At 56.2% G+C, this 21,443-nt stretch carries 19 protein-coding genes; 12 read left to right on the forward strand and 7 right to left on the reverse strand.

Translation table 11 applies throughout. The annotated features are described in order from the left end of the window. Positions 1 to 263: 263 nt before the first annotated feature. The gene (locus tag EI185_RS12660) at positions 264 to 1,700 is read left to right on the forward strand and encodes a diguanylate cyclase domain-containing protein (RefSeq protein ID WP_189836397.1); all 1,437 of its coding nucleotides are present in this window, start codon (positions 264 to 266) and stop codon (positions 1,698 to 1,700) included. Positions 1,701 to 1,860: 160 nt separating this feature from the next. Continuing rightward, on the forward strand, positions 1,861 to 2,613 hold the full coding sequence (locus EI185_RS12665) for a Crp/Fnr family transcriptional regulator (RefSeq protein WP_124705516.1): 753 nt from the start codon (positions 1,861 to 1,863) through the stop codon (positions 2,611 to 2,613). A 68-nt stretch (positions 2,614 to 2,681) separates the two neighbouring features. Here EI185_RS12665 and EI185_RS12670 read toward each other — a convergent pair whose 3' ends face one another. After that, complete coding sequence (locus EI185_RS12670) at positions 2,682 to 3,755, reverse strand: helix-turn-helix transcriptional regulator (protein ID WP_124705517.1); 1,074 nt, start codon at positions 3,753 to 3,755, stop codon at positions 2,682 to 2,684. A gap of 309 nt (positions 3,756 to 4,064) precedes the next feature. Here EI185_RS12670 and EI185_RS12675 point away from each other — a divergent pair, with 309 nt between their 5' ends. Further along, positions 4,065 to 4,349 (forward strand): hypothetical protein, encoded by a 285-nt coding sequence (locus tag EI185_RS12675; RefSeq protein ID WP_124705518.1) that lies wholly within the window; start codon positions 4,065 to 4,067, stop codon positions 4,347 to 4,349. A 108-nt stretch (positions 4,350 to 4,457) separates the two neighbouring features. On the opposite strand, the gene argH is transcribed toward EI185_RS12675, so the two are convergent. Further along, complete coding sequence (gene argH, locus EI185_RS12680) at positions 4,458 to 5,870, reverse strand: argininosuccinate lyase (protein ID WP_124705519.1); 1,413 nt, start codon at positions 5,868 to 5,870, stop codon at positions 4,458 to 4,460. Between the two features lie 95 nt (positions 5,871 to 5,965). Between argH and EI185_RS12685 the strand changes: the two genes are divergently transcribed. Together EI185_RS12685 and EI185_RS12690 are read left to right on the forward strand one after the other, a co-directional pair. Next, positions 5,966 to 6,985 (forward strand): sensor histidine kinase, encoded by a 1,020-nt coding sequence (locus EI185_RS12685; RefSeq protein ID WP_124705520.1) that lies wholly within the window; start codon positions 5,966 to 5,968, stop codon positions 6,983 to 6,985. Continuing rightward, positions 6,982 to 7,746 (forward strand): LytR/AlgR family response regulator transcription factor, encoded by a 765-nt coding sequence (locus EI185_RS12690; RefSeq protein WP_124705521.1) that lies wholly within the window; start codon positions 6,982 to 6,984, stop codon positions 7,744 to 7,746. Before EI185_RS12685 ends, EI185_RS12690 begins: the two co-directional genes overlap by 4 nt. Here EI185_RS12690 and EI185_RS12695 read toward each other — a convergent pair. Continuing rightward, on the reverse strand, positions 7,731 to 8,234 hold the full coding sequence (locus EI185_RS12695) for a thioredoxin family protein (RefSeq protein WP_189836398.1): 504 nt from the start codon (positions 8,232 to 8,234) through the stop codon (positions 7,731 to 7,733). The two genes, EI185_RS12690 and EI185_RS12695, sit on opposite strands and share 16 nt — an antisense overlap. Positions 8,235 to 8,294: 60 nt before the next feature. On the opposite strand from EI185_RS12695, the gene hemC reads away from it, so the two are divergent. Genes hemC through EI185_RS12715 form a run of 4 tightly spaced genes read left to right on the forward strand, consistent with a single transcriptional unit; the run spans position 8,295 to position 11,663 of the window. Next, positions 8,295 to 9,248, forward strand: coding sequence for a hydroxymethylbilane synthase (gene hemC, locus EI185_RS12700; protein WP_223247820.1), 954 nt, complete (start codon positions 8,295 to 8,297; stop codon positions 9,246 to 9,248). Next, on the forward strand, positions 9,245 to 10,018 hold the full coding sequence (locus tag EI185_RS12705; RefSeq protein WP_124705523.1) for a uroporphyrinogen-III synthase: 774 nt from the start codon (positions 9,245 to 9,247) through the stop codon (positions 10,016 to 10,018). Before hemC ends, EI185_RS12705 begins: the two co-directional genes overlap by 4 nt. Beyond that, positions 10,015 to 11,040: a uroporphyrinogen-III C-methyltransferase gene (locus EI185_RS12710; protein ID WP_189836399.1), complete on the forward strand. Its 1,026-nt coding sequence runs from the start codon at positions 10,015 to 10,017 to the stop codon at positions 11,038 to 11,040. The genes EI185_RS12705 and EI185_RS12710 overlap by 4 nt, the downstream gene beginning before the upstream one ends. Then, complete coding sequence (locus EI185_RS12715) at positions 11,040 to 11,663, forward strand: heme biosynthesis HemY N-terminal domain-containing protein (RefSeq protein ID WP_124705525.1); 624 nt, start codon at positions 11,040 to 11,042, stop codon at positions 11,661 to 11,663. Before EI185_RS12710 ends, EI185_RS12715 begins: the two co-directional genes overlap by 1 nt. Here EI185_RS12715 and EI185_RS12720 read toward each other — a convergent pair whose 3' ends face one another. Beyond that, positions 11,664 to 12,569 (reverse strand): LysR family transcriptional regulator, encoded by a 906-nt coding sequence (locus EI185_RS12720; RefSeq protein ID WP_124705526.1) that lies wholly within the window; start codon positions 12,567 to 12,569, stop codon positions 11,664 to 11,666. It abuts the gene before it with no gap. Between the two features lie 135 nt (positions 12,570 to 12,704). Here EI185_RS12720 and EI185_RS12725 point away from each other — a divergent pair, with 135 nt between their 5' ends. The 3 genes from EI185_RS12725 to EI185_RS12735 all read left to right on the forward strand — a co-directional run bounded on the left by EI185_RS12725 (position 12,705) and on the right by EI185_RS12735 (position 17,301). Further along, entirely contained in the window at positions 12,705 to 14,084 is a 1,380-nt protein-coding gene (locus tag EI185_RS12725) for a ribulose-bisphosphate carboxylase (RefSeq protein WP_124705527.1), read from the forward strand. 118 nt (positions 14,085 to 14,202) lie between these two features. Further along, on the forward strand, positions 14,203 to 15,027 hold the full coding sequence (locus EI185_RS12730) for a CbbQ/NirQ/NorQ/GpvN family protein (RefSeq protein WP_124705528.1): 825 nt from the start codon (positions 14,203 to 14,205) through the stop codon (positions 15,025 to 15,027). Positions 15,028 to 15,069: 42 nt separating this feature from the next. Next, on the forward strand, positions 15,070 to 17,301 hold the full coding sequence (locus tag EI185_RS12735; protein WP_124705537.1) for a nitric oxide reductase activation protein NorD: 2,232 nt from the start codon (positions 15,070 to 15,072) through the stop codon (positions 17,299 to 17,301). 24 nt (positions 17,302 to 17,325) lie between these two features. Here EI185_RS12735 and EI185_RS12740 read toward each other — a convergent pair whose 3' ends face one another. The 3 genes from EI185_RS12740 to EI185_RS12750 are packed head-to-tail and all read right to left on the reverse strand — an operon-like array spanning position 17,326 to position 21,162. Then, the gene (locus tag EI185_RS12740) at positions 17,326 to 19,191 is read right to left on the reverse strand and encodes a DUF262 domain-containing protein (protein WP_124705529.1); all 1,866 of its coding nucleotides are present in this window, start codon (positions 19,189 to 19,191) and stop codon (positions 17,326 to 17,328) included. A 26-nt stretch (positions 19,192 to 19,217) separates the two neighbouring features. Next, positions 19,218 to 20,111 (reverse strand): nucleotidyl transferase AbiEii/AbiGii toxin family protein, encoded by an 894-nt coding sequence (locus tag EI185_RS12745; RefSeq protein WP_124705530.1) that lies wholly within the window; start codon positions 20,109 to 20,111, stop codon positions 19,218 to 19,220. Next, the gene (locus EI185_RS12750) at positions 20,074 to 21,162 is read right to left on the reverse strand and encodes a type IV toxin-antitoxin system AbiEi family antitoxin (RefSeq protein WP_124705531.1); all 1,089 of its coding nucleotides are present in this window, start codon (positions 21,160 to 21,162) and stop codon (positions 20,074 to 20,076) included. Before EI185_RS12750 ends, EI185_RS12745 begins: the two co-directional genes overlap by 38 nt. Positions 21,163 to 21,443 lie beyond the last annotated feature (281 nt).

The raw sequence follows: 21,443 nt of genomic DNA on the forward strand, positions 1-21,443 counted from the left end.
AGCACCCCTTTGTTTTATTGGATAAAACTATGAAATGAGGGGTATTCATTGTCTCAAACAAGAGACAAAAATAGCGCTTCAACTCTCCGCCTGTACCAAATTTTCAAAGAAACATACTGTTTCATAAGTGTTTTTTATAATTGGTTCGTATCTTGCTAGTTCCCTGATCGACGCAGATTCCTACTAAAAAAACATCTAGAGAGTTACCGCGCGCATAAAAAAACGTGCCGCCGTAGCATGCTGATAATCGACAGGGAATGGAAATGGCGAAGAAAAAACAACAACCAATATCCAATCCTCCAAACCAGGAGTATGTCGGAAGCGCGTTTAAAACGCCTCGCTTTGGTGAAGTGTTGCCAAAGGAATCTGAACGACAAAACAGTGTGGTAGACATGAAACCAAAAAAAGAATTGCACGCAGCTTTCTTAACCGAAGCGCATTTGGGACGCGCGTTGCTACTGCTGGATGTGAATGGCAGCATCAAATATTGCAGCCCTGCAATGCTAAACGGCTTTGGCGCAAGCTTGCATGAGCTGGTGGGTAAGCCGGTGACAGATTTATTGCCGGAATTCCCTATCAGTCAGTCCGCCCCAGACGATAACCTGGTTTATGCATCGTTCCTGTTCCGCAACAGTCAGTGGCGTGCCTGCAGTGGGATAGATAGCCAGGGCAGAACGCTGTCTCTGGAGGCGACACTCATGCCGCTGGAACTGGAAGGACGCTGTCTGCTGCTGCTCGAGCTACGTACGCCGCATGCTCATGCAAACGAGGAGGAAAAACTGCTGCGCATTCAGGAAGTCTCGGAATTGAGCGGTGATGCGGTGGCGATCACTGACGCTGAGGGTGTGATCGTATATGTCAATCCGGCATTTGAGGTTCTGACCGGATATCGAAAAGAAGAAGTCCTGGGGCGCACGCATGCCATTGTCAAAGCAGGAGTAAATGAGGAGAAGTTGTATGCGCAGATGTGGGAAGTTTTGCAGGCCAATGCGACTTTTCGCGGTCAGTTTATGAACCGCCACAAAAACGGCACGCACTTCTATGAGGACAAGATCATTCGCCCCTTCCGTAATTCCTGCGGAAAAACGACTCACTTCATTGCCAGTGGCCGCGATGTTAGCGACCGGGTACACATCATGCGACGCCTGGAACACTTTGCCAACTATGACGGCTTGACCGGCCTGCCGAATCGCAATTTGTTTATGGACCGGTTGCAACAAGCGCAAGCACACGCATTCCGCAGTGGCGAGGGTTTTGCCCTAATGCTGCTCGATATCGATCATTTCAAGACTATCAACGACACCTACGGCCATGCAACGGGAGATGCTGTATTGCAGACGGCCGCCTCGCGGCTCAAGCAGTGCCTGCGCGAGGAGGATACCGTTGCCCGTCTGGGTGGAGACGAGTTCTGCCTGATCCTGGAAAAAAGCGCATTGCGCAGAGACGTAAAAAAAGTACTTGAAAAAATTAGCGCATTATTAAGCGAATCGCTCACCGTCGACGGCCACAATATCTCTATTCAGGCCAGCATAGGCGTTGCACTTTATCCGGAGCATGGCGAGGACAGCCACACTTTGCTCAAACAGGCCGATAGCGCCATGTATCGAGTCAAGGCGAATGGAGGCAACGCGCATCTGTTTGTTGATAAAAAAGAGACCCTGCGCCGCGCCGGCAATGATGGATTTTTTGGCGGCGGATAGTCTGGATTTGTCTATACAGGAAGCATCTTTAGGTTGGAAGTAAAGGCGAGTTGGCCCGATTTGTCATCACTACGCCTATAGATTGCACTCAAAGTAGTAAAACCATTATTCAATTTTGACCGGCAATTCAAAGTCAAAGATAAATACCGGGAGAGTCAAAATGACTGAAATTTTCGACCCACGGCAGAATTATCTACTCGCTGCGATGCATACTGAAGAGCTAGAGCGAATTGTTCCGCATCTTGAGCTCGTGTCCATGCCCTATACGGAAGTCCTGTACGAATGTAATGAGGCATTGCAATACGCCTATTTTCCCACCAGCGCCACAGCCTCGCTTCTTTGCAGCCTCGAAGACGGAGTATCTGTGGAAGTTGCGGTAGTGGGAAATGAAGGCGTCCTGGATGTTTCAATTTTCATGGGATATAACGCGGCACTCACCATGGCAACGATCCAGACTGCCGGTCACGGTTACCGTCTTCCGGCGAAAGTGCTGAAACAGGAGTTTGACCAAGGCGGATCATTGCAGCATCTATTGATGCGTTATACGCGTACCCTCATCATCCAGATGGCTCAGACGACTGCCTGCAACCGCCGTCATTCGGTCGAGCAGCAGTTGTGCCGCTGGTTGCTGTTAAATTTTGATCGCGTCCATTCCGGTAGCCTGGCCATGACGCAGGAATTGATTTCAAACATGCTCGGTGTACGCCGCGAAAGCATCACCGAAGCGGCGCGCAAGCTGCAAACAGATGGCCTGATTAGTTACTGTCGTGGGCACATTAAGGTCCTGGATAGACCAGGTTTGGAAACCCACGTTTGCGAGTGCTATGACGTCGTGAAAAAAGAGTCGGAGCGGTTTTTCTCCGACTTGAATATCTCCCACTATGCCGGAGAAGCAACCCACTGCGTCCAGTAAGCACGCCTGATTTTTGGGGCACAATTTGCCTGTTGGTTCGGGGGATATGCCGTGATGTGAAACAGGGATTAATGGATGGTAATGGCAACCAATTTTTTCATTAATTGTTCGTGTCCGTTCACATCGAGCTTGTCGTAAATCTTTCGTACATAGTCCGTCACCGTATGTTTGCTTATGTGCATACGCTGCGCAATCATGCTGTGGGAATACCCATAAGAGAGCAACAGACAAACTTCTCTTTGCCGGGCGGTCAACGGTAGTGTGCTCATATTGCGCATCAGCTTTAGCGGCAGCGGTTCGTGGCGCTCGATCACTACGGCAATCGAGCCATTAGGCTGAGCGTCGCTGCCTAACGGATAGGCGCGAAATACGAATTCACCCAAGGCATGCTGTTGCCGCAGCATGGGCACCGGCTGGAGCCGGCCGCGCAAGATGCCGCGCAAATTGGCGGACAAGCGCTTAAGCGCCGGGGAATCGAGGCTCGGCGCGTCGCGCGCGATTCGCCCGAAATGCATGGCCAATAACAATAGGCGCTTGCCTTCGGGGCAGAATTGCACGATCTTGTCCTGGCTATCAACGATCAGTGTGCCCGATTCGCCGCTCGGCGCCATTTCACCGCGAAGATCGCGCGTGCCGCGCAGGCCATGCGCGATGTAGGGAATCAGGCTGCGCAATCTCATCTCATCCACGTCGCTAAACGGCTTTTCGCCAGGTCCGCGATTAAGGACGATGGACCCCAGGCCCCGGCCATTCTCCCAAATGGTGGCTTCGATACCGCAACGTATATCGTTCGGACGGAACAATTCATTGAAGAGTTCGCCCGACAAAAAGTCCGGGCCTAATCGTTCCGAATTGCCCCATCCGTGGCCGATACGCATTGCCTCGGAAAACCCGACTTTATAAATGTGCACTTCCTTGGAATTGTAGAACTCCTTGAGATATTGGGGATACAGTGAATAAAGGGCACTGTTTTCGCAATACGTATTGCTCATCTGATAATTTGCGTCCGCCCAATGAAACATGTTGGACGCGGACGGAATAAACGCATGCAGGGCGCGCAGCAATTCCGGCATGATGATCTGACCGCCCAGACCCAGGCAGCAGAGCTGGCGTATATAGGAAACCGCGGCGGCATTTTTCATTGTGCCCTCCCATTTCAAGGCTTAACGACCCGGTTTTCCCTCGGTCATTGTCAGCTTCGCCAATTTCTTTGCAATTAGTCCTTATGGTCTAGCCAAATGGCCTATGCAACTGCCCCCTCATGAGGGGGCGGATTAAAGGGGGCGATTCCCTATATTTGCATCATGGCATCCATGCCAAACACCAGCGTAGCGCAGAGAAATCCGTGAACTCACTATCCTGGACTTTTATTGTTATGTATTCATTACGACACGATCCCGGTTACGGATATTTATCTGGCAGCGTGTTTGCTCGATTATAGGAGAAGTGCCATGAAACGCAATTTAGGGAAATACAGCGCATTAATGCTGCTTGCTTTGACTGTTGTTCCTGTGTCAGGAATTGCTAGTGAGGACTGCCGTCTGGATGATGGCACCTCCAAAGAGGGCGTCTATGGGCCTGCCGAACTACTTTCGCCGTGTTCTGAACAAGCCGAGGCGGCACCGGATATCCCAGCTTCTAGAGCGAATAAGACCAGCCAGAATCCGCGTGCCCAAAAGATAAGCATTGTCCCGGTGCGGGACGAAATTCACGAATCAGCCCCGGTGAAGCAGTAAATACGCAGATTAGGATTAACAGGCGCAGGGCGCACACCCTAAAAACCTAATTGGACCTACAATTAGCCTGGCAGGATATCGTCCCGCCTACCCCTGTGCACTATGCGTTTATGGCAAAGGGTTTTTAGCCGTCAGCATCAAGCGCCCCCGCGCAATGGCAGCACGCACCTGCGCCGGAGCGGTTCCGCCGATATGGTCGCGGCTGTTCATCGAGCCTTCCAGCGACAGCACGACGTAAATATCCGCTTCCACAAGGGGCGAGAACTGCTGCAAATCCTCCAGCGATAAATCAACCAGATCGCAGTCTTTGGTCTCTGCATGGCGTACCGCCAGCGCCACGGCTTCGTGCGCATCGCGGAATGGCAGACCTTTTTTCACCAGATAATCGGCCAAATCGGTAGCTGTGGCGAAGCCCTGTAGCGCCGCAGCGCGCATGGCTTCGGGTTTGACGCGGATGCCGGGGAGCATTTCGGCGACGATGGCGAGGGTGTCGATCAGCGTGTCCACCGTGTCGAACAACGGCTCCTTGTCTTCCTGGTTGTCCTTGTTGTAGGCCAGCGGTTGGCCTTTCATCAGAGTGAGCAGCGCTACCAGATGACCGTTGACGCGCCCGGTCTTGCCACGGATGAGCTCGGGCACGTCCGGATTTTTCTTTTGCGGCATGATGGAGGAGCCGGTACAGAAGCGGTCGGCCAGATCAATGAAGCCGAAGCGCGGGTTCATCCACAGAATCAATTCCTCGGACAGGCGCGACAAATGGGTCATGATGAGGCTGGCGCACGCCGTGAATTCGATGGCGAAGTCGCGGTCGGAAACGGCATCGAGCGAGTTCTCGCAGACGCCGTCAAAGCCGAGTTCGCGCGCCACCATTTCACGGTCAATCGGATAACTGGTGCCGGCCAGCGCGGCAGCCCCCAGCGGCAGGCGGTTGACGCGTTTACGGCAGTCGGCGAGGCGCTCGGTGTCGCGCTTCAACATTTCAAAATAGGCCATGAGATGGTGGCCGAACGACACCGGCTGCGCCACTTGCAGGTGGGTGAAGCCGGGCATCACTACCTCGGCGTTGGCTTCGGCAACGTCGAGCAATGCACTTTGTGCCCGGCGGATGAGGCCGAGCAGGCCATCGATATTGTGGCGCAGGTAGAGGCGGATGTCGGTCGCCACCTGGTCGTTGCGCGAACGGCCGGTGTGCAGGCGCTTGCCCGCATCGCCGACTTTGCTGGTGAGCGCTTTTTCTATATTGAGGTGGACGTCTTCCAGATCCAGCGACCACTGGAACTTCCCGGCCAGAATTTCCGCGTGGATCTCAGCCAGGCCGTGCTGGATGGCGGTGAGGTCGTCGGTGCCGATGATGTGCTGATGGGCGAGCATGGCAGCGTGAGCGAGTGAACCCTGGATATCGAACTCGGCCAGCCGGTAGTCGAAGCCGATCGAAGCCGTGTAGCGTTTGACGCGCTCGGATACCGGTTCGGTGAAACGGCCTGACCACAGCGGCGGGGTATCTAGCGGTGTCTGGGACATATTTGGGAACCTGATCAATAAAGGAGTTCGGCCAGAAAACTAAAGGCGGGAGAGTTTTGGCCGAAGACAGCACAATGCTGCACAATACCCGAATTATGCCAAAGCCTACCGCCTCCGACTATCCCACCCAGTTACCGGATTTCTGCAATCTGGGGATTACGCTGCGCATTCTGGTCGGGGTTGAAGGGCTGACCCTGGCGGCGGCCTGGCTGCGTGCCGATGCACTAGATGGTGTGTGGCGCCTGTTTGTCGAGCAGTCGGTGGTGGTACAGCCGGCGCTGTTGGTGATGCTGGCATTGCTATGCCTGGGCAAGCCCTGGCTGGTGCGCCTGTCCTACAAAAAAGGCGTGGTGGCGGTACTGCTGCTTGCGCTGGTCTGTCATGCCGGAGTGAAAGGCATGATGGCAAGACTGTTTGCCGACACCGCATTGTATGGTTTTGGGGTGCGCGATGTGATCAACGTGATCCTGGTAACCGGCATGTTGCTGGGCTATTTTTACCTGCGTGGACGAGCGCTATCCCCGGCCTTGTCCGAAGCGCGTTTACAGGCATTACAGGCGCGCATACGCCCGCATTTTTTATTCAATAGCCTGAATGCGGTTCTCAGTCTGGTGCGCAGCGAGCCGCGCCGCGCCGAACGTGCGCTGGAAAATCTGGCGGATCTGTTCCGCGTATTGATGGCCGATAACCGCCAGCTGGTACCGCTGGCCAGCGAAGTGGCATTGTGCAAACAATATCTGGAACTGGAAGCATTGCGTCTGGGTGAGCGTTTGCAAGTGGCGTGGCATATCGACAAAATGCCGGGTGACGCGCTGATACCGCCATTGATATTGCAGCCGTTGGTGGAAAACGCGGTTTATCACGGCATCGAACCGGCCAGCCAGCCCGGCGAGATCAGCATCAATCTGTATAGCAGCGATGGCCAGGTACATCTGGTGATCAGCAATCCGTATCAGCGCGAAGGACGCCATCACGGCGGCAACAAGATGGCAATGGGGAATATCAAAAACCGCCTGATGCTGCATTTCGACGTCGAAGCCAGCCTCAAGACCCAGGTGCGCGACGCAGCTTATCAGGTGCATATCACGTTACCTTATCGGACTGCCGCGAAATGAGCGTGCCATTGCAGATACTCATCGTGGACGATGAAGCCCCGGCGCGCAATCGTTTGCGTGACCTGCTGACGGATTGTGCTGCAGAACTGCCGACCACGGTGGTGGGGGAGGCTGCCAATGGCGTACAGGCGTTGCAAGTGCTCGAACACACTGCGGTAGATGTCGTGCTGCTCGATATTCGTATGCCGGTGATGGACGGGCTTGAACTTGCCCAGCATCTGGGCAGGCTGGATACGCCACCCGCCGTGGTGTTTGCGACTGCCTATGACAGCTATGCCATCCAGGCATTCGAATTGAGCGCGGTCGATTATCTGCTCAAACCGGTACGCAGCGAACGGCTGGTTACGGCGCTGCGCAAGGCGCAGGCGCTTAATCCTGCCACGACTGCGCTATTACGCCAACATCATAGCGAAGCGCGGCGATTTCTCAGCGCATGCGAGCGCGGACGGATTTTGCTGGTGCCGGTGGAGGAGGTCATTTATCTGCGTGCCGAGCAAAAATATGTGGCTGCCCGTACCTTCACCCATACCTATCTTCTGGATGAGTCGCTAATTAACCTCGAGCAGGAGTTCGGTGAGACATTCGTGCGCGTGCACCGCAACAGCCTGGTGGCGCGTAGCGCCATCGAGGGGTTTGTGATTCGGCCTGGTGAAGGTGAAAGCACGGAGCCGGCTGGCTGGGTGGTGCTGCTGAAGGGGCTGGATGAGACCCTGCCGGTCAGTCGCCGGCAGTATGCGGTTATTCGTCAGTTCAAGCGCTGAGGCGATTTATTGCTGGCAACCTTGGTCAGTCCGGCATCAATTGCGGCATCCAGAAAGGCGCCGTAGTAATCCACCGTTCCCAAACCGATGAGCGGTGCAGAGGCCGGGTTGCCGCGGTAGTCAAAAACGACCACGGTAGGCGAGAGTCCAATCTGGTGCAGTTTGGCAAAATCACCCTGGGTGGTCGGTTTTCCGTTGAAATCAATCAGGCTTTGCGTACTGCCAACTTCTACCCGGCGCATCAGCACTTTTTTGGCATACTCCGGATTGCGTTGCATGGGCAGCAGAAACTCACTGAGCAGGCGCTCGCAGTAAGGGCAATGCGGCGAGCCAAACATTACCATGATGGGCACGCCGCGGCTTTTTGCCAGTTCCGCATCGGCTTTCAGGTTGGTGCTGTAAGGAACGTTTGGGGTTTCTGCACGCGCCGGGGATAGGCCGGTCCATGCTAGAATTCCTAAAAGAAATAACGTTGCCAATTTCATCATTGTCATTGCTCCAAGCGCAAATACGCTAATTGATGCTCCATTTTACGTGCAGGCCGTCCTTTGTTAAATAGTCCAAACCACCCCCCAATCACCCCGGATGAATTGATCATCGCTTCGCGCGAGAGCGCACTTGCCCTGTGGCAGGCAGAACACGTTGCCGAGCGCCTGCGTGCGCTTTATCCGGCCATGCGGGTGCGTATCCTGGGGATGACGACTCAGGGTGACCAGATTCTCGATTCACCTCTGAGTAAAATTGGCGGAAAGGGTTTATTCGTCAAGGAACTGGAAACGGCGATGGCGGAAGGGCGCGCGCACATTGCCGTGCATTCCATCAAAGACGTGCCGATGAATTTACCGGAAGGTTTCCAGCTCGCGGCGATTGGCGAGCGCGAAGACCCGCGCGATGCGTTTGTCTCCGGCACCTATGCCAGCCTCGACGCGTTACCTGCAGGGGCGCGAGTCGGCACATCCAGTCTGCGGCGCGAATGCCAGTTACGCGCACGTTTTCCGCAATTGATAGTTGAGCCACTGCGCGGCAATGTACAGACCCGCTTGCGCAAGCTCGATGAAGGCCAGTATGACGCCATCATCCTTGCCGCCGCAGGGCTTAAACGGTTGGGATTGGGCGCACGCATCCGCAATGAAATCAGCCCCGAGCAGAGTTTGCCTGCAGTCGGTCAGGGCGCGCTGGGCATTGAGTGTCTGGCCGGACGCGAGGATCTGGTGGCTTTGCTGGCACCGCTTAATCATAGTGCCACCGCCGACTGCGTCCGAGCCGAACGTGCCATGAGCCGCACCCTGGGAGGCAGTTGCCAGGTGCCTCTGGGTGGTTATGCGCAGATTGCGGATGGTGTTCTCAATTTGCGCGGTTTCGTCGCGGAAATCGATGGTAGCCGCATTATCAGCGGCAGCGTGTCCGGGCCATGTCAGGATGCGGAACGCCTGGGCTGTCAATTGGCGGATCAACTCCTGGCTCTGGGTGCGGGTGCAATCCTCGCGGCGTTATCAGCATGAATACCTCATTGAATGGACGCGGCGTACTGGTAACGCGACCCGCGCATCAGGCGGCGCATCTGGCTGAACTGATTATTGCCGCGGCGGGCAAGCCGGTGCTATTCCCGGTGCTGGAAATTCTGGACGCAGCCGACCTGCAGCCGTTGTATGAGCTGATTGACCGGCTGGATAGCGTGGATCTCGCTATTTTCATCAGTCCGAATGCGGTGAACAAGGCGATGAACCTGATCAAGTCGCGCCGTGAATTGCCGCCTTCTCTCAAAATCGCTGCCATCGGCCGCGGCAGCAGCAAGGAACTGAAACACTTTGGCATCACCGATATCATTGCGCCAACAGCCCGCTTTGATAGCGAGAATCTGCTGGAAATGCCCGAGCTGCAAAATGTGGCTGGTCAACGCATCGTCATTTTTCGCGGCGACGGCGGCCGTGAGGTGCTGGGCGACACCCTGGCCGCACGCGGTGCCAGTATCGAATATGCCGAATGTTACCGGCGCAGCCGCCCGGATGCATCGGCGGGCGGATTGCTACGCCAGTGGTCGCGCAATGAAATTAACGCGGTGACGGTGACCAGTGCGGAAGGCTTGCGTAATCTCTACGATATGTTGGGCAAGCTGGGGCGGCAATGGCTGAAAACCACACCCGTGTTTGTGCCGCACCCCCGCATCCTGGAGGTTACGCGTGAACTTGGGCTGGAACAGAGTATGGCCACCCCCTCCGGGGACGAGGGGCTGGTACAGGGTATGATTGAATGGTTCAGGATCCATCCATGATCGAACAGCCACAAACCGTCGACAAACCGGATTTGCTTGACAATCTTGGGCGTATCCGGCCCGCACTGATAGTGGCATTGCTGGCGCTGGGAATAGCAGGCTGGCAGTGGTGGGATAGCAATAACCGTATCCACCAGCTGCAGACCGAATTAGGGCAACGCCTGGCAGCATCCAACAATGTCGAGCAGGAAAGCCGGGTGTTGAGTAAGCAGGCGATAGAAAGCACGCGCGAACTGTCGGTCAAGCTGGGGGAAATTCAGGGCAAGCTGGCCGATTCACAAAATCAGCAGTTGGCGCTGGAAGCCTTGTATCAGGATTTGGCGCGTAGTCGTGATGAGTGGACTTTGGCGGATATAGAGCAGATCGTCCTGTCTGCCAGTCAGCAATTGCAGCTGGCAGGCAATGCCAAGGCCGCGCTGATCGCATTGCGGAGTGCGGAGACGCGTCTGGAACGCCTGAACAAACCCCAGTTTGCGGCACTGCAGCATGCGATCAATGACGATATCCTGCGTCTGCAGGAAGTCCCCCAGATTGATACAGTGGGCATTGCGCAGCGTCTGGATGCGTTGATAGCCGATGTAGATGATCTGCCGATTGCCAGCGAACATGAAATTCCGGTCGCCCAACCGCGCAGCCAGCGTCCTCAAACGACTGGCACAGCCAACCGCTTTGGGCGTGAAATCCTGCAAGAACTCAAGGGTCTGGTGCAGGTGCGGCGCATGGATACACCAGACACTGCATTGCTGGCGCCGACACAAGTTTATTTCCTGCGGCAAAATCTCAAGTTGCGCCTGCTCACCGCGCGCATCGCGTTGCTGGCGCACGATGAAGTCAGTTACAAATCCGATCTGCTGGATGCCCAGAATTGGGTGAAGCGTTATTTCAACGGTAGCGACGCGCGGGTGGCGAGGGCCTTGATCAGCCTTGGTAAATTGGCCAATAGCCCGGTCAGCATCCAATTGCCTAGCCTGTCGGAAAGTCTCGCGGCGTTGCAGGCGAGCCGCATCGGGCGTAAGCATTAATGCGTGCGCTCATCTGGATTGTTGTGCTTTTCGCCTTGGCGGTGGGCTTTACCATGGCGGGAAAATACGACCCGGGCTATGCCGTTTTGGTGTACCCGCCATATCGGGTAGAGCTCTCGCTTACGCTGATGGTGGCGGTATTCCTGGTCTTGCTGGTACTGGGTCATCTGTTCTTTCGGCTTGCCTCGGCGACCTTGCGCCTGCCGGAACAAGTGCGCACTTTCCGCGCCAGGCAACGCGAACAAAAGTCGCGTGAGGCGCTCAGCGAGGCGCTCACGGCGTTGCTGGAGATGCGCTATAACCGGGCTGAAAACCGCGCGGCCGAAGCGCTCTCGCTGGATTCTACGCAATGGCAGGCAGCGTTGATTGCCGCACGTGCTGCGCATGAAACCAAGGCATATTCGCGCCGCGATGGTTACCTGGCACAGCTGGAACAGCTGGCGCCCGACCAGGCAATGGTTCGGCTGATAACCGAGGCTGATTGTCTGCTGGGTGAAGGGCGTGCCGATGCTGCCTTGGTTCGCCTTAAACAGGCCGCAATCCTTGACTCCAAGCATGTGATTCTGGAGAAACTCGAAGCGCGCGCACATCAAATGCTGAAAAACCAGCAGAAGGCAGTGTAGCTAGCCGGCTTGCTTTGCCTTACCCTCATCCAGCACGAACTGCTTGAATGCCTGCGCCACGGGCGAGAGCCGTTTGTCGGCGCGATGGACGAGATACCAGTGACGCATGATGGGAAAATCCTCGACCGCGAGCACGGCAAGGTGCTTGAGCGCCAGTTCCATCTCCAGCGTCTGCTGCGAGAGGATGCCCAGACCCAGCCCGGCCTGTACCGCCTGTTTGATCGCCTCGTTGCTGCTCATTTCCATGCTGGTGCGGATTTCCAGCCCTTTGGCGGCGAAGAAGCGTTCCATCGCGCCGCGTGTGCCGGATCCGGCTTCGCGCACCAGAAAAGACTCGGTGGCCAGCTCGTTGGCTGAAATCCATTTTTTGTGGGTGAGCGGATGGTCGGGCGGCGCGATGACCACCAGTGGGTTGTCCATGAAGCGGATGGCTTCCAGCCCCAGGCCTTCGGGTACCTGCCCCATGATGGCCAGATCGATGCTGTTGGCAGCAAGCTGGCTCAGTACCGACTCGCGGTTGGACACGTCAAGGTGAATCGACAGCATGGGATGCCTTCCCCGAAAGCGGGCAAGGATGCCCGTGGCGACGGCGTTCACGGTAGAAGTGACGGCAAGGTTGAGGCGACCGCTGTCCATACCGCGGAGTTGCTCCAGATTGGTGTGCAGGTCATTCAATTGCGCCGCGATGTTCTGGCTGGTGTGAAGCACCTCTCGTCCGGCCTCGGTGAGATAGATTTTTTTCCCCAGTTGTTCGGTGAGTGGCTGGCCCACGATGTTTTCCAGCCCTTTGACCTGCATGGAGACGGCGGGCTGGCTCAGGTGCAACTCCGCTGCCGCCCTGGAAAAGGAAAGGTGGCGCGCGACAGCTTCAAATACCTTGAATTGGCGGAGGGTAAGACGGCGCATGATATATAAGGTAATTGATATAGTTATTATCATAACAATTTAATATTAATTATATAAGCCCGTGCGTATAGTCAGCCCAGCTGCTTTCAGGGGCTTTGCTCCCGAAGCTTTGTTTATCTACCGCAGGAGCCAAGCATGGATCAATCCGCACGTTATTCCGACCTCAGTCTGAAAGAGGAAGACCTGATCAAGGGTGGCAAGCACATCCTCGTTGCCTACAAGATGAAACCGAAGTCCGGTCACGGCTATCTGGAAGCCTCGTCCCACTTTGCCGCCGAGTCCTCCACCGGCACCAACGTCGAAGTCTCCACCACCGACGACTTCACCAAGGGTGTCGACGCGCTGGTGTATTACATCGACGAAGCCACCGAAGACATGCGGATTGCCTATCCACTCGACCTGTTCGACCGCAACATCACCGACGGCCGCATGATGATCGTCTCCGTGCTGACCCTGGTGATCGGTAACAACCAGGGCATGGGCGACATCGAGCACGCCAAAATTCACGACATTTACTTCCCGGAACGCGCCATCCAGCTGTTCGACGGGCCATCCAAGGACATCAGCGACATGTGGCGCATCCTCGGTCGCCCGATCAAGGACGGCGGTTACATTGCTGGCACCATCATCAAGCCCAAACTGGGTCTGCGTCCCGAGCCGTTTGCAGCCGCCGCTTACCAGTTCTGGCTGGGCGGCGACTTCATCAAGAACGACGAACCTCAGGGCAACCAGGTATTCTGCCCGGCCAAGAAGGTTATTCCCTTGGTTGCTGATGCGATGAAACGCGCCCAGGACGAAACCGGCCAGGCCAAATTGTTTTCAGCAAACATCACCGCTGACGATCACTATGAAATGTGCGCCCGTGCCGACTTCATTCTCGAAACATTCGGGCCGGATGCTGACAAAGTCGCATTCCTGGTTGACGGTTTCGTTGGTGGCCCCGGCATGGTGACCACCGCCCGCCGCCAGTATCCCAACCAGTACCTGCATTACCACCGCGCCGGCCACGGCATGATCACTTCGCCCTCCGCCAAACGCGGCTACACGGCGTTTGTGCTGGCCAAGATATCCCGTCTGCAAGGTGCTTCCGGCATCCACGTCGGCACCATGGGCTACGGCAAGATGGAAGGCGAAAACAGCGACAAGAACATCGCTTACATGATCGAACGTGACGAGGCTCAAGGTCCGGTCTACTTCCAGAAGTGGTACGGCATGAAGCCCACCACCCCGATCATCTCCGGTGGCATGAACGCGCTGCGTCTGCCCGGCTTCTTCGAGAACCTGGGTCACGGCAACGTCATCAACACCTCCGGCGGTGGCGCTTACGGCCACATCGACAGCCCGGCAGCCGGCGCGATCTCCCTGCGTCAGTCCTACGAGTGCTGGAAGGCCGGTGCCGACCCGATCGAATTCGCCAAGAGCCACAAGGAATTCGCGCGTGCGTTCGAATCCTTCCCTGGCGACGCCGACAAACTGTATCCCGGCTGGCGCGAAAAGCTGGGCGTGCACAAGTAAGCCCTGCCACGTTGATGCAAGCGAGAAACGCCTCCGGTTCACTGGGGGCGTTTTTCTTCCAGCACGAGGAATGAAAATGATTGAAAACGAAGTTTCAGTGGAGGCCAACGTGAGCGAAGTGAACGTTAAGCAAAGCGGCCATAACTACAAAGACCAGTACAAGATTCACCAGGAACCCTTCTATCAGCAGCAGCGCAACGAGGTCCAGCTGTACGAGGCCGCCTACCGCTCGCGTCTGCCGGTGATGGTGAAAGGGCCTACCGGCTGTGGCAAATCGCGCTTCGTCGAATACATGGCCTGGAAGTTGAACAAGCCGCTCATTACCGTGGCCTGCAACGAGGACATGACCGCGTCTGACCTGGTCGGCCGCTATCTGCTGGAGGCCAACGGCACCCGCTGGCTGGACGGCCCGCTGACCACTGCCGCGCGCCTCGGTGCGATCTGCTACCTGGATGAGATCGTGGAAGCGCGCCAGGACACCACCGTGGTGATCCACCCGCTCACCGACCACCGCCGCACCCTGCCGCTGGACAAGAAAGGCGAGCTGATCCATGCGCATCCGGATTTTCAGCTGGTCATCTCCTACAACCCCGGCTACCAGTCGCTGATGAAGGATCTCAAGCAGTCCACCAAGCAGCGTTTCACTGCCTTCGATTTCGACTACCCCAATGCCGAACTGGAAACGCAGATCGTGGCGAAGGAAACCGGCATGGACGCAGCGCTGGTCGCGAAGCTGGTGAAGATCGGCGGCGTGGCCCGCAATCTTAAAGGACACGGGCTGGACGAGGGCATCTCCACGCGTCTGCTGGTGTATGCGGCGACGCTCATCAAGGACGGCGTGGAGCCGCGCGATGCCTGCCGTATGGCCATGGTGCGCCCGATCACCGACGACGCCGACATCCGCGAAACGTTGGATCATGCCATCGACGCGACGTTTGCCTAAGGTTTGAATGTGACCACGGAAACCGAATATCAGCACCCGCTGATGGCTGCCTACTGGAAGCAGCTCGACACCCGTTTCCCGCAGGTCGAGGAGGTGTTCGAGGACTGCATGGCCGAGGCGTTGGCGGTGCTCACGCGCGCGGGACTCGATGCCTACCTCGAGGCCGCGCGCGTCATCGGCAAGCTGGGGCGCGGGGTCGAGCCGATGCTGGCGTTCATGGAAGCGTGGCCGTCCACTGCGAAGGCGGTAGGCGAATCTGCGTTGCCCGCGGTGATGGTGCTGATCCAGCGCATGCAGAAATCTCCCAACGGTCGCGCTATCGCGCCTTTCCTGCAGACTCTGGCACCGGTGGCACGGCGCCTGAAAGCGCAGGAGCTGTTGCAGGATTACCTGGACATCACCTTGAATTTCATGGAGCGCACCACCGGCTCCATCCACGGCCACCACACCACCTTTCCCAGCCCCGGCCTGCCGGAATTCTTCGCCCAGGCGCCGAACCTGCTCAGCCAGCTCACGCTCGCCGGCCTGAAAAACTGGGTGGAATACGGTATCCGCAACTACCGTACCCACCCCGAGCGGCAAAAGGACTACTTCAGCCTGCAATCGGCCGACAGCCGCGCCGTGCTGCAGCGCGAGCGCCACGGCACCTTATTGGTGGATGTGGAACGCAAGCTGGATATGTATCTGCGCGGCCTGTGGCGGGACAGCGACCACCTGGTGCCGTACTCCACTGCGTTCGACGAAATTCGCAAGCCCATCCCGTATTACGACAAGCTCGGCATCCGCTTGCCGGACGTGTACGACGACGCGGACAACGTCTCCGGCCTCGACCGCTACCGCGCGGTGCTCGCCCACATCGTCGGCCATCGCCGCTGGTCCGAAGCGCAGGTTGCCGACAACTGGAGTCCGTTCCAGCGCATGGCGGTGGAGTTCTTCGAGGACTGTCGCATCGAGACGCTGCTGATCCGCGAATACCCCGGTCTGCGCAAGCTGTTTCTCGCGCTGCATCCGGAGCCTTTGGAGACCTCCTGCGATCCCGAGACCACCTCCTGCCTGCGCCATCGCATGACGATGCTGTCGCGCGCGCTGCTCGATCCGGATCACGGTTACGTTGATGCCGACCTCAACGACTTCGTCGCGCGCTTCCACGCCGTGATGGCGCAGGGCACATCCAGCATGCAGGAAATCGCGTCGCTCGCGCTCTCCTACGTTGCCAGAACGCGCCGCCAGAGCGACCAGTTTGCCAGGGTCCATTTCGACAATACGGTGGTGGACTACCGCGACGACAACCGCCAGCTATGGAAATTCATCGAGGCGGGCGACGAGGAAGACGCCTTCGACGAGGAACGCAAGATCGAGCCGGGCGAGGAAATCCGCGGCCTGCCGCCGCGCCACTACCCCGAGTGGGACTACAGCAGCCAGACCTATCGGCCGGACTGGGCCAGCGTCTACGAAGCGCTGCATCCCAGCGGCAACCCGGCCGACATCGACCGCCTGCTGCAAAAACACAGCGCACTCGCCAAGCAGCTGAAAAAAATGCTCGACCTGCTGAAGCCGCAGGACAAGGTGCGCATCCGTTATCAGGAAGAGGGCAGCGAACTCGATCTCGACGTCGCGATCCGATCGCTGATCGACTTCAAAGGCGGCGCCACGCCCGACCCACGCATCAACATGAGCCATAAGACCAGCGGCCGCGACATTACGGTCATGCTGCTGCTGGACTTGTCGGAATCGCTCAACAAAAAAGCAGCGGGAAGCGACCAGACCATACTTGAATTGAGTCAGGAGGCGGTTTCGCTGCTGGCCTGGGCGATTGAAAAACTCGGCGACCCGTTCGCGATTGCGGGCTTCCACTCCAACACCCGCCATGACGTGCGCTACCTGCACATCAAGGGCTACGGCGAGCACTTTAACGACGACGTGAAAGCGCGGCTGGCCGCGATGGAGGCGGGCTACTCAACCCGCATGGGCGCGGCGATGCGCCACGCTGCGCATTATCTCGCCGCGCGCCCGGCCGACAAGAAACTCATGCTCATTCTCACCGACGGCCGTTCGTCCGACGTGGATGCTCATGATGAGCGCCTGCTCATTGAAGACGCCCGCCAGGCGGTGAAGGAGCTCGACCGGCAGGACATCTTCCCCTACTGCATCAGCCTCGACCCCAAGGCCGACGAATACGTTGGCGACATCTTCGGTCGCCAGTTCACCGTCATCGACCACATCGAGCGGCTGCCAGAGCGGCTGCCGCAATTGTTCATGGCGTTGACGAAGTAGCCGTGAATTATGGGTAGCCTATGGTCAGGACAAAGCACCTGTCGGCGCTGACCAAATCAACGCGCTAAGCTCAAATAACAGTCTCTGGCGCTCTTCCAACTCTTCGGGCCCAAACTTGTTTAGGGCGCTGAATGAAAGGTGATGGGCCTTAGCGAAATCTCGGAAGTCGAGCTTGCTGTGGTACGCATCTGACCGGAGGGTCTCATTCCAGTACAACGTGTTCGCATACGACTTCAGTTTGTGTGCGTATAGCTCGTTGCCACTTGAGATGTTGTCTTTACCTTTGAGCAGCAGCACCCCACCGAGCCGATTCCGTTCAACCTCAAATCGCTCTTCATCACCATCGAATGCAGCCAAGCTTTCGTCATTGCGCGAGAGGATGTGCTCCACATGAAATCCTGTCTTGGCGCCGCGCGAAGTGACAAGCTCCTGCAAGCCGTGCTTCATTTTTAGTTTCATCCCGCTGGAAAGAAGTAGTTCAATTCGCCCAAAAAAGTATCGGATGAACCGTGTGTTGAGTCGATCGATGGACATCGGACGGAACAGGGTGTAGCTGAACACCTGCTTGACCTCTGTGGCTCGCCGCTCGGCAATCTCAGCCATGAGGTGCTTATCAAAGATGGCGGGTATGGCCTCTGCAGGTTTCTCCCTCAACTCTGCGCTGATTTCGAACAACCGAGCTGCGAATTCGTTGCTATCGTAAGCGCCTTGTAACTGCAGCAACGTGAATAGCCTGTCTAACTGTTCCGTGACAACGCGTATTTTGCCCGCTTCGTGCGGATCGTTTACCGTGCAGGCTGAGAGTACTAATAGATACTGGCTGTCCAACTCATTTAAGCTGTTGAAGTACACGGCTGGATACAGTATTTCCTCTTGCAAACTCGCTTTCCATAACTTCGCGTAAAGACTCGCGTAGTAGCTGAAGTCGCCTTTGAGAAAGGCTTTGACTTGCGAGGGTTCATGGTCGAGCTTCAGCATCCCGTTCATGTCAGCCTTGAACATCTCGCGGTGATAGTCACCATCGAAGCGCTGCCCCGACTTGCGTGTATCAGCGAACTTGGCCTTTAGCCAGTAGCGAAAAAAGTTATCGATCTCGTCCTCACGGTTAGCGTTGACCGCTGCAACCCGCTCTTCCCAAATGTCGTTGTACCCACCGCTTTCGAGTTCGAGCTTGTCAATCTGTCCGAGTAGCTTCCCCTTCAGAATCTCGTATGGCTTGAGTCGCACGCCGCGATCATTGATAACCTCAAACACCATCGGTACGTGGGTAGATTCCACCGCTAGGTTGATGAGCACCAAGCGGTACAGGAAGTAGTAAATGAACGTCTCGAATCGATGTTTCGTTGTCAGGCGTTGCCTCAGCTCAGAGGAGATGAGCACGAAGTTTTGAACCATGTTGATAGCGGTCACGCCAGATGAAGTATCTACGGTGGATGGTTCAGCCCCCTCCATCAGAGCCTTGAGGACCTGTATGTGGCGTACATGATTCATCCAAAACTCATACTCCGTTCCCGCGTAACCAGCAATTTTCCTTTCTAGCCAGCCCACGGTTTTGGAATCGAATGCCGTTGCCATTCGATAAAGCTGCACAAGGAATAGAGTCAGCGTCGTTAAGCGCTGCTGACCATCGACCACAAATACTCGCCCCTGCACCGTATTGGTTACATAGGTATTGAGGTAATACCAAGGATAGCGAGCATTGACGTTTTCACCATTAGGTTCAAGCGCAGAATGTTTCGCGTAGGCTTCGTCGAACTGATAGAACATGTCGTCAATTAGTCGGCGAACTGGCTCGTCCGTCCACTTATAATCACGCTGGTAGAAGTCGATGTAGTAGACCGTCGTGGCAAAGGTGCGATCAAGGTTTTGTTTGTCTGGTTGGATATCCATGGGCTTCCCTGTTTCTATTGATTGTTCTATACGGATTTGAACCCAGCCTCATTGAATGAGGCGATGAACAGGTTCAGATAGCGCCGCACCTTTTCGGCTCTAGCGCTATCGCTATCCATCTGTACCTCACTGAGGATGTGGCCTGTGAATCGCTCAGATTCTTTGTTATCGGAAAACAATTGGGTGATGAGTGATGCTGTTTCGGGAAGGCAAAGTTGAGCGGCCTCCCGACCGAGCAGGCCTGCGCCAGCCAGGTCGGGATCGAAGTCTGCCCGAGCCATCAGCGCCTGTTCCGAGTCATATAGACGATCCATATTCCCCGCTTCTGCATACCTCGAAAGGATGTGAAAAAAGTCCTGGGCGTCTTTCCCCCGATTGTCCGGCCAGCGGTCCAACCAGGTGATGAGCTTGAGCACGGCCAGCGAAGGGAGCGAAGCGACAGCCACCGTGAGACCTGGAACAATCTCGACTTCAACAGCGGCATCAGCCGCCTCGCTGAATCCTGCAACGTTCATGACCATGGCACGATCTGGCGGCCAAGCGATCATCCTGCCATCCTGCTCAACACCACCGAATGGCACGAGATCGATCCAGAGGCGATGAATGCTGCGCACGTAGATCAGCCTTTGTATCGCGCCTGGATCAGTTTCAAATATCCCCGTATCTATCAATCCATTTTTCAGAGACTGGAAGGTGGCCCAATCTTTTACTGTCACCCCAAAATCGACATCCCGCGTGGCTGGGCCGGGCCTTTGACCATATACATGCTCCAACAGGATTACTCTGGCCAGCGCTCCAGCCACAAAATAGCGGAGGTTGAGGCTGCGAGCCACCTGATCCACGTGCCGCATGATCTCTAGCTGCGTAGCCTCAACAGGCTTGTCAGACCTGATTTTCAGCGTTGGCCAAGTAACGGTCATAAATCATCCGTGCAGTGTCGAGATTCCTGCTGTCAGTGGTTGCCATGAGGTCGGCATATGCAAGCAAGGGAGGAACGGTGTCATTGGGATATCCTTCTTGCCAGGCAGCTTCTTCGGCCACGTCCCAGAATGCTTCCAGCACTTCGACATCCCCATTCATATCGGGCCTGAGTCGTTGTTCCAGGATCAGCCGGTCGGGCTTGCCATGCAGGTAAATGGTGAAGGTCGCTGGCTTTAAATATCCAGTCAGCTTGTCTGCCGCGACCTCACCACCCCAGCGAGCTTGGTATTCAGCGAGTTCGACGTTCTTCCACCAGTCGGGATGGGGGGCACGGAACCGGCGCGCATTCAGTTTTGGGCGTAGCTTCACGGGATAATAAGCTACCCACTCTTGCGTCAAGCGGTGAGGGTCGAACAAACGCTTTTCACCCCGTAACACCTCATGGAGATGACCTCTGTTCGTCATGTCTTCTAATACCCCGCCAACCGCTCCCAAGGCGACACCTGCTGCCTTGGCGATGTCTCGGTAGCCCCTTCCAGCAAGGGCAGGATTCAGCAACAGCGCGAAGATGATTCGCATCCCTGTTGGTTTAAATACGCGGTGAGGTGTTGCTTTTGTATTCAACTCCTGGATGTCGGGCCTTTTGCGCCCGGCGACGTACACGAACAGGCCAGGGGCATCCAGATAGGCGTTGCCGACGGCATCGAGGAACTGAATTCTCAGTAGCCTACAGCGTTCCGCCATCGCGGCTGTCATATAAGGCACAACCAGCATCCGAGGTTCGCGCTCATTTCTACCCAAATCCTGCCAGGCTTCCAGCATTTTGAAGCGATCAATAACCGTCAGTGTGACCACAGCGGCGTATTTGACGTGCCCTTTGCCTTTCTCGAATTCGACCGTGGCATCAGCTTCCGCATCGAATAGCCCTTGAACTGGGTAAGGGCCGACTTGCGCCCCAATACCGGTCATCTGGCGAAATGCTGCTACGGCTCGCTGTAACAGTTGTTCTGCTTCCCCGGGAATAGGCAGTAAGTCATGGACCATGTTCATCTTTTTAAGCTTTTCACGTTACGTGAACATGAGAATAAATGAACAAACGAGATTGTTCAAGTTGTTTTGATGTTCGCGTATCGTGAACGTGTGATATTTATGAACAAGAGGTCGGGCCGCTTCCTCTAGCGCATTGATAATGTGAGTTTTTTGCGTTCTTGTGGCTTGGTAACATCATGTTACCAAGCTAGACAGTGTCGTCACGTGATATGTTAAAATAGTTTTTTACATAAACTGCGGTGGACGCGAATGGCTGAGGCCTATCAAAGACATGACATCTC

Source organism: Sulfuriferula multivorans, from assembly GCF_003851125.1.
GTDB lineage: Bacteria > Pseudomonadota > Gammaproteobacteria > Burkholderiales > Sulfuriferulaceae > Sulfuriferula > Sulfuriferula multivorans.

What these genes read in the sequence shown, in the direction of transcription:
- EI185_RS12720 (WP_124705526.1), bottom strand. Translation starts at nt 12,569, where the DNA reads ATGCGCCGTCTTACCCTCCGCCAATTCAAGGTATTTGAAGCTGTCGCG.
- EI185_RS12665 (WP_124705516.1), top strand. Translation starts at nt 1,861, where the DNA reads ATGACTGAAATTTTCGACCCACGGCAGAATTATCTACTCGCTGCGATG.
- EI185_RS12745 (WP_124705530.1), bottom strand. Translation starts at nt 20,111, where the DNA reads ATGACCGTTACTTGGCCAACGCTGAAAATCAGGTCTGACAAGCCTGTT.
- EI185_RS12695 (WP_189836398.1), bottom strand. Translation starts at nt 8,234, where the DNA reads ATGATGAAATTGGCAACGTTATTTCTTTTAGGAATTCTAGCATGGACC.
- EI185_RS12675 (WP_124705518.1), top strand. Translation starts at nt 4,065, where the DNA reads ATGAAACGCAATTTAGGGAAATACAGCGCATTAATGCTGCTTGCTTTG.
- EI185_RS12670 (WP_124705517.1), bottom strand. Translation starts at nt 3,755, where the DNA reads ATGAAAAATGCCGCCGCGGTTTCCTATATACGCCAGCTCTGCTGCCTG.
- EI185_RS12735 (WP_124705537.1), top strand. Translation starts at nt 15,070, where the DNA reads ATGGCTGCCTACTGGAAGCAGCTCGACACCCGTTTCCCGCAGGTCGAG.
- EI185_RS12740 (WP_124705529.1), bottom strand. Translation starts at nt 19,191, where the DNA reads ATGGATATCCAACCAGACAAACAAAACCTTGATCGCACCTTTGCCACG.
- EI185_RS12725 (WP_124705527.1), top strand. Translation starts at nt 12,705, where the DNA reads ATGGATCAATCCGCACGTTATTCCGACCTCAGTCTGAAAGAGGAAGAC.
- EI185_RS12685 (WP_124705520.1), top strand. Translation starts at nt 5,966, where the DNA reads ATGCCAAAGCCTACCGCCTCCGACTATCCCACCCAGTTACCGGATTTC.
- EI185_RS12715 (WP_124705525.1), top strand. Translation starts at nt 11,040, where the DNA reads ATGCGTGCGCTCATCTGGATTGTTGTGCTTTTCGCCTTGGCGGTGGGC.
- EI185_RS12690 (WP_124705521.1), top strand. Translation starts at nt 6,982, where the DNA reads ATGAGCGTGCCATTGCAGATACTCATCGTGGACGATGAAGCCCCGGCG.
- EI185_RS12710 (WP_189836399.1), top strand. Translation starts at nt 10,015, where the DNA reads ATGATCGAACAGCCACAAACCGTCGACAAACCGGATTTGCTTGACAAT.
- argH (WP_124705519.1), bottom strand. Translation starts at nt 5,870, where the DNA reads ATGTCCCAGACACCGCTAGATACCCCGCCGCTGTGGTCAGGCCGTTTC.
- EI185_RS12660 (WP_189836397.1), top strand. Translation starts at nt 264, where the DNA reads ATGGCGAAGAAAAAACAACAACCAATATCCAATCCTCCAAACCAGGAG.
- EI185_RS12705 (WP_124705523.1), top strand. Translation starts at nt 9,245, where the DNA reads ATGAATACCTCATTGAATGGACGCGGCGTACTGGTAACGCGACCCGCG.
- EI185_RS12750 (WP_124705531.1), bottom strand. Translation starts at nt 21,162, where the DNA reads ATGAACATGGTCCATGACTTACTGCCTATTCCCGGGGAAGCAGAACAA.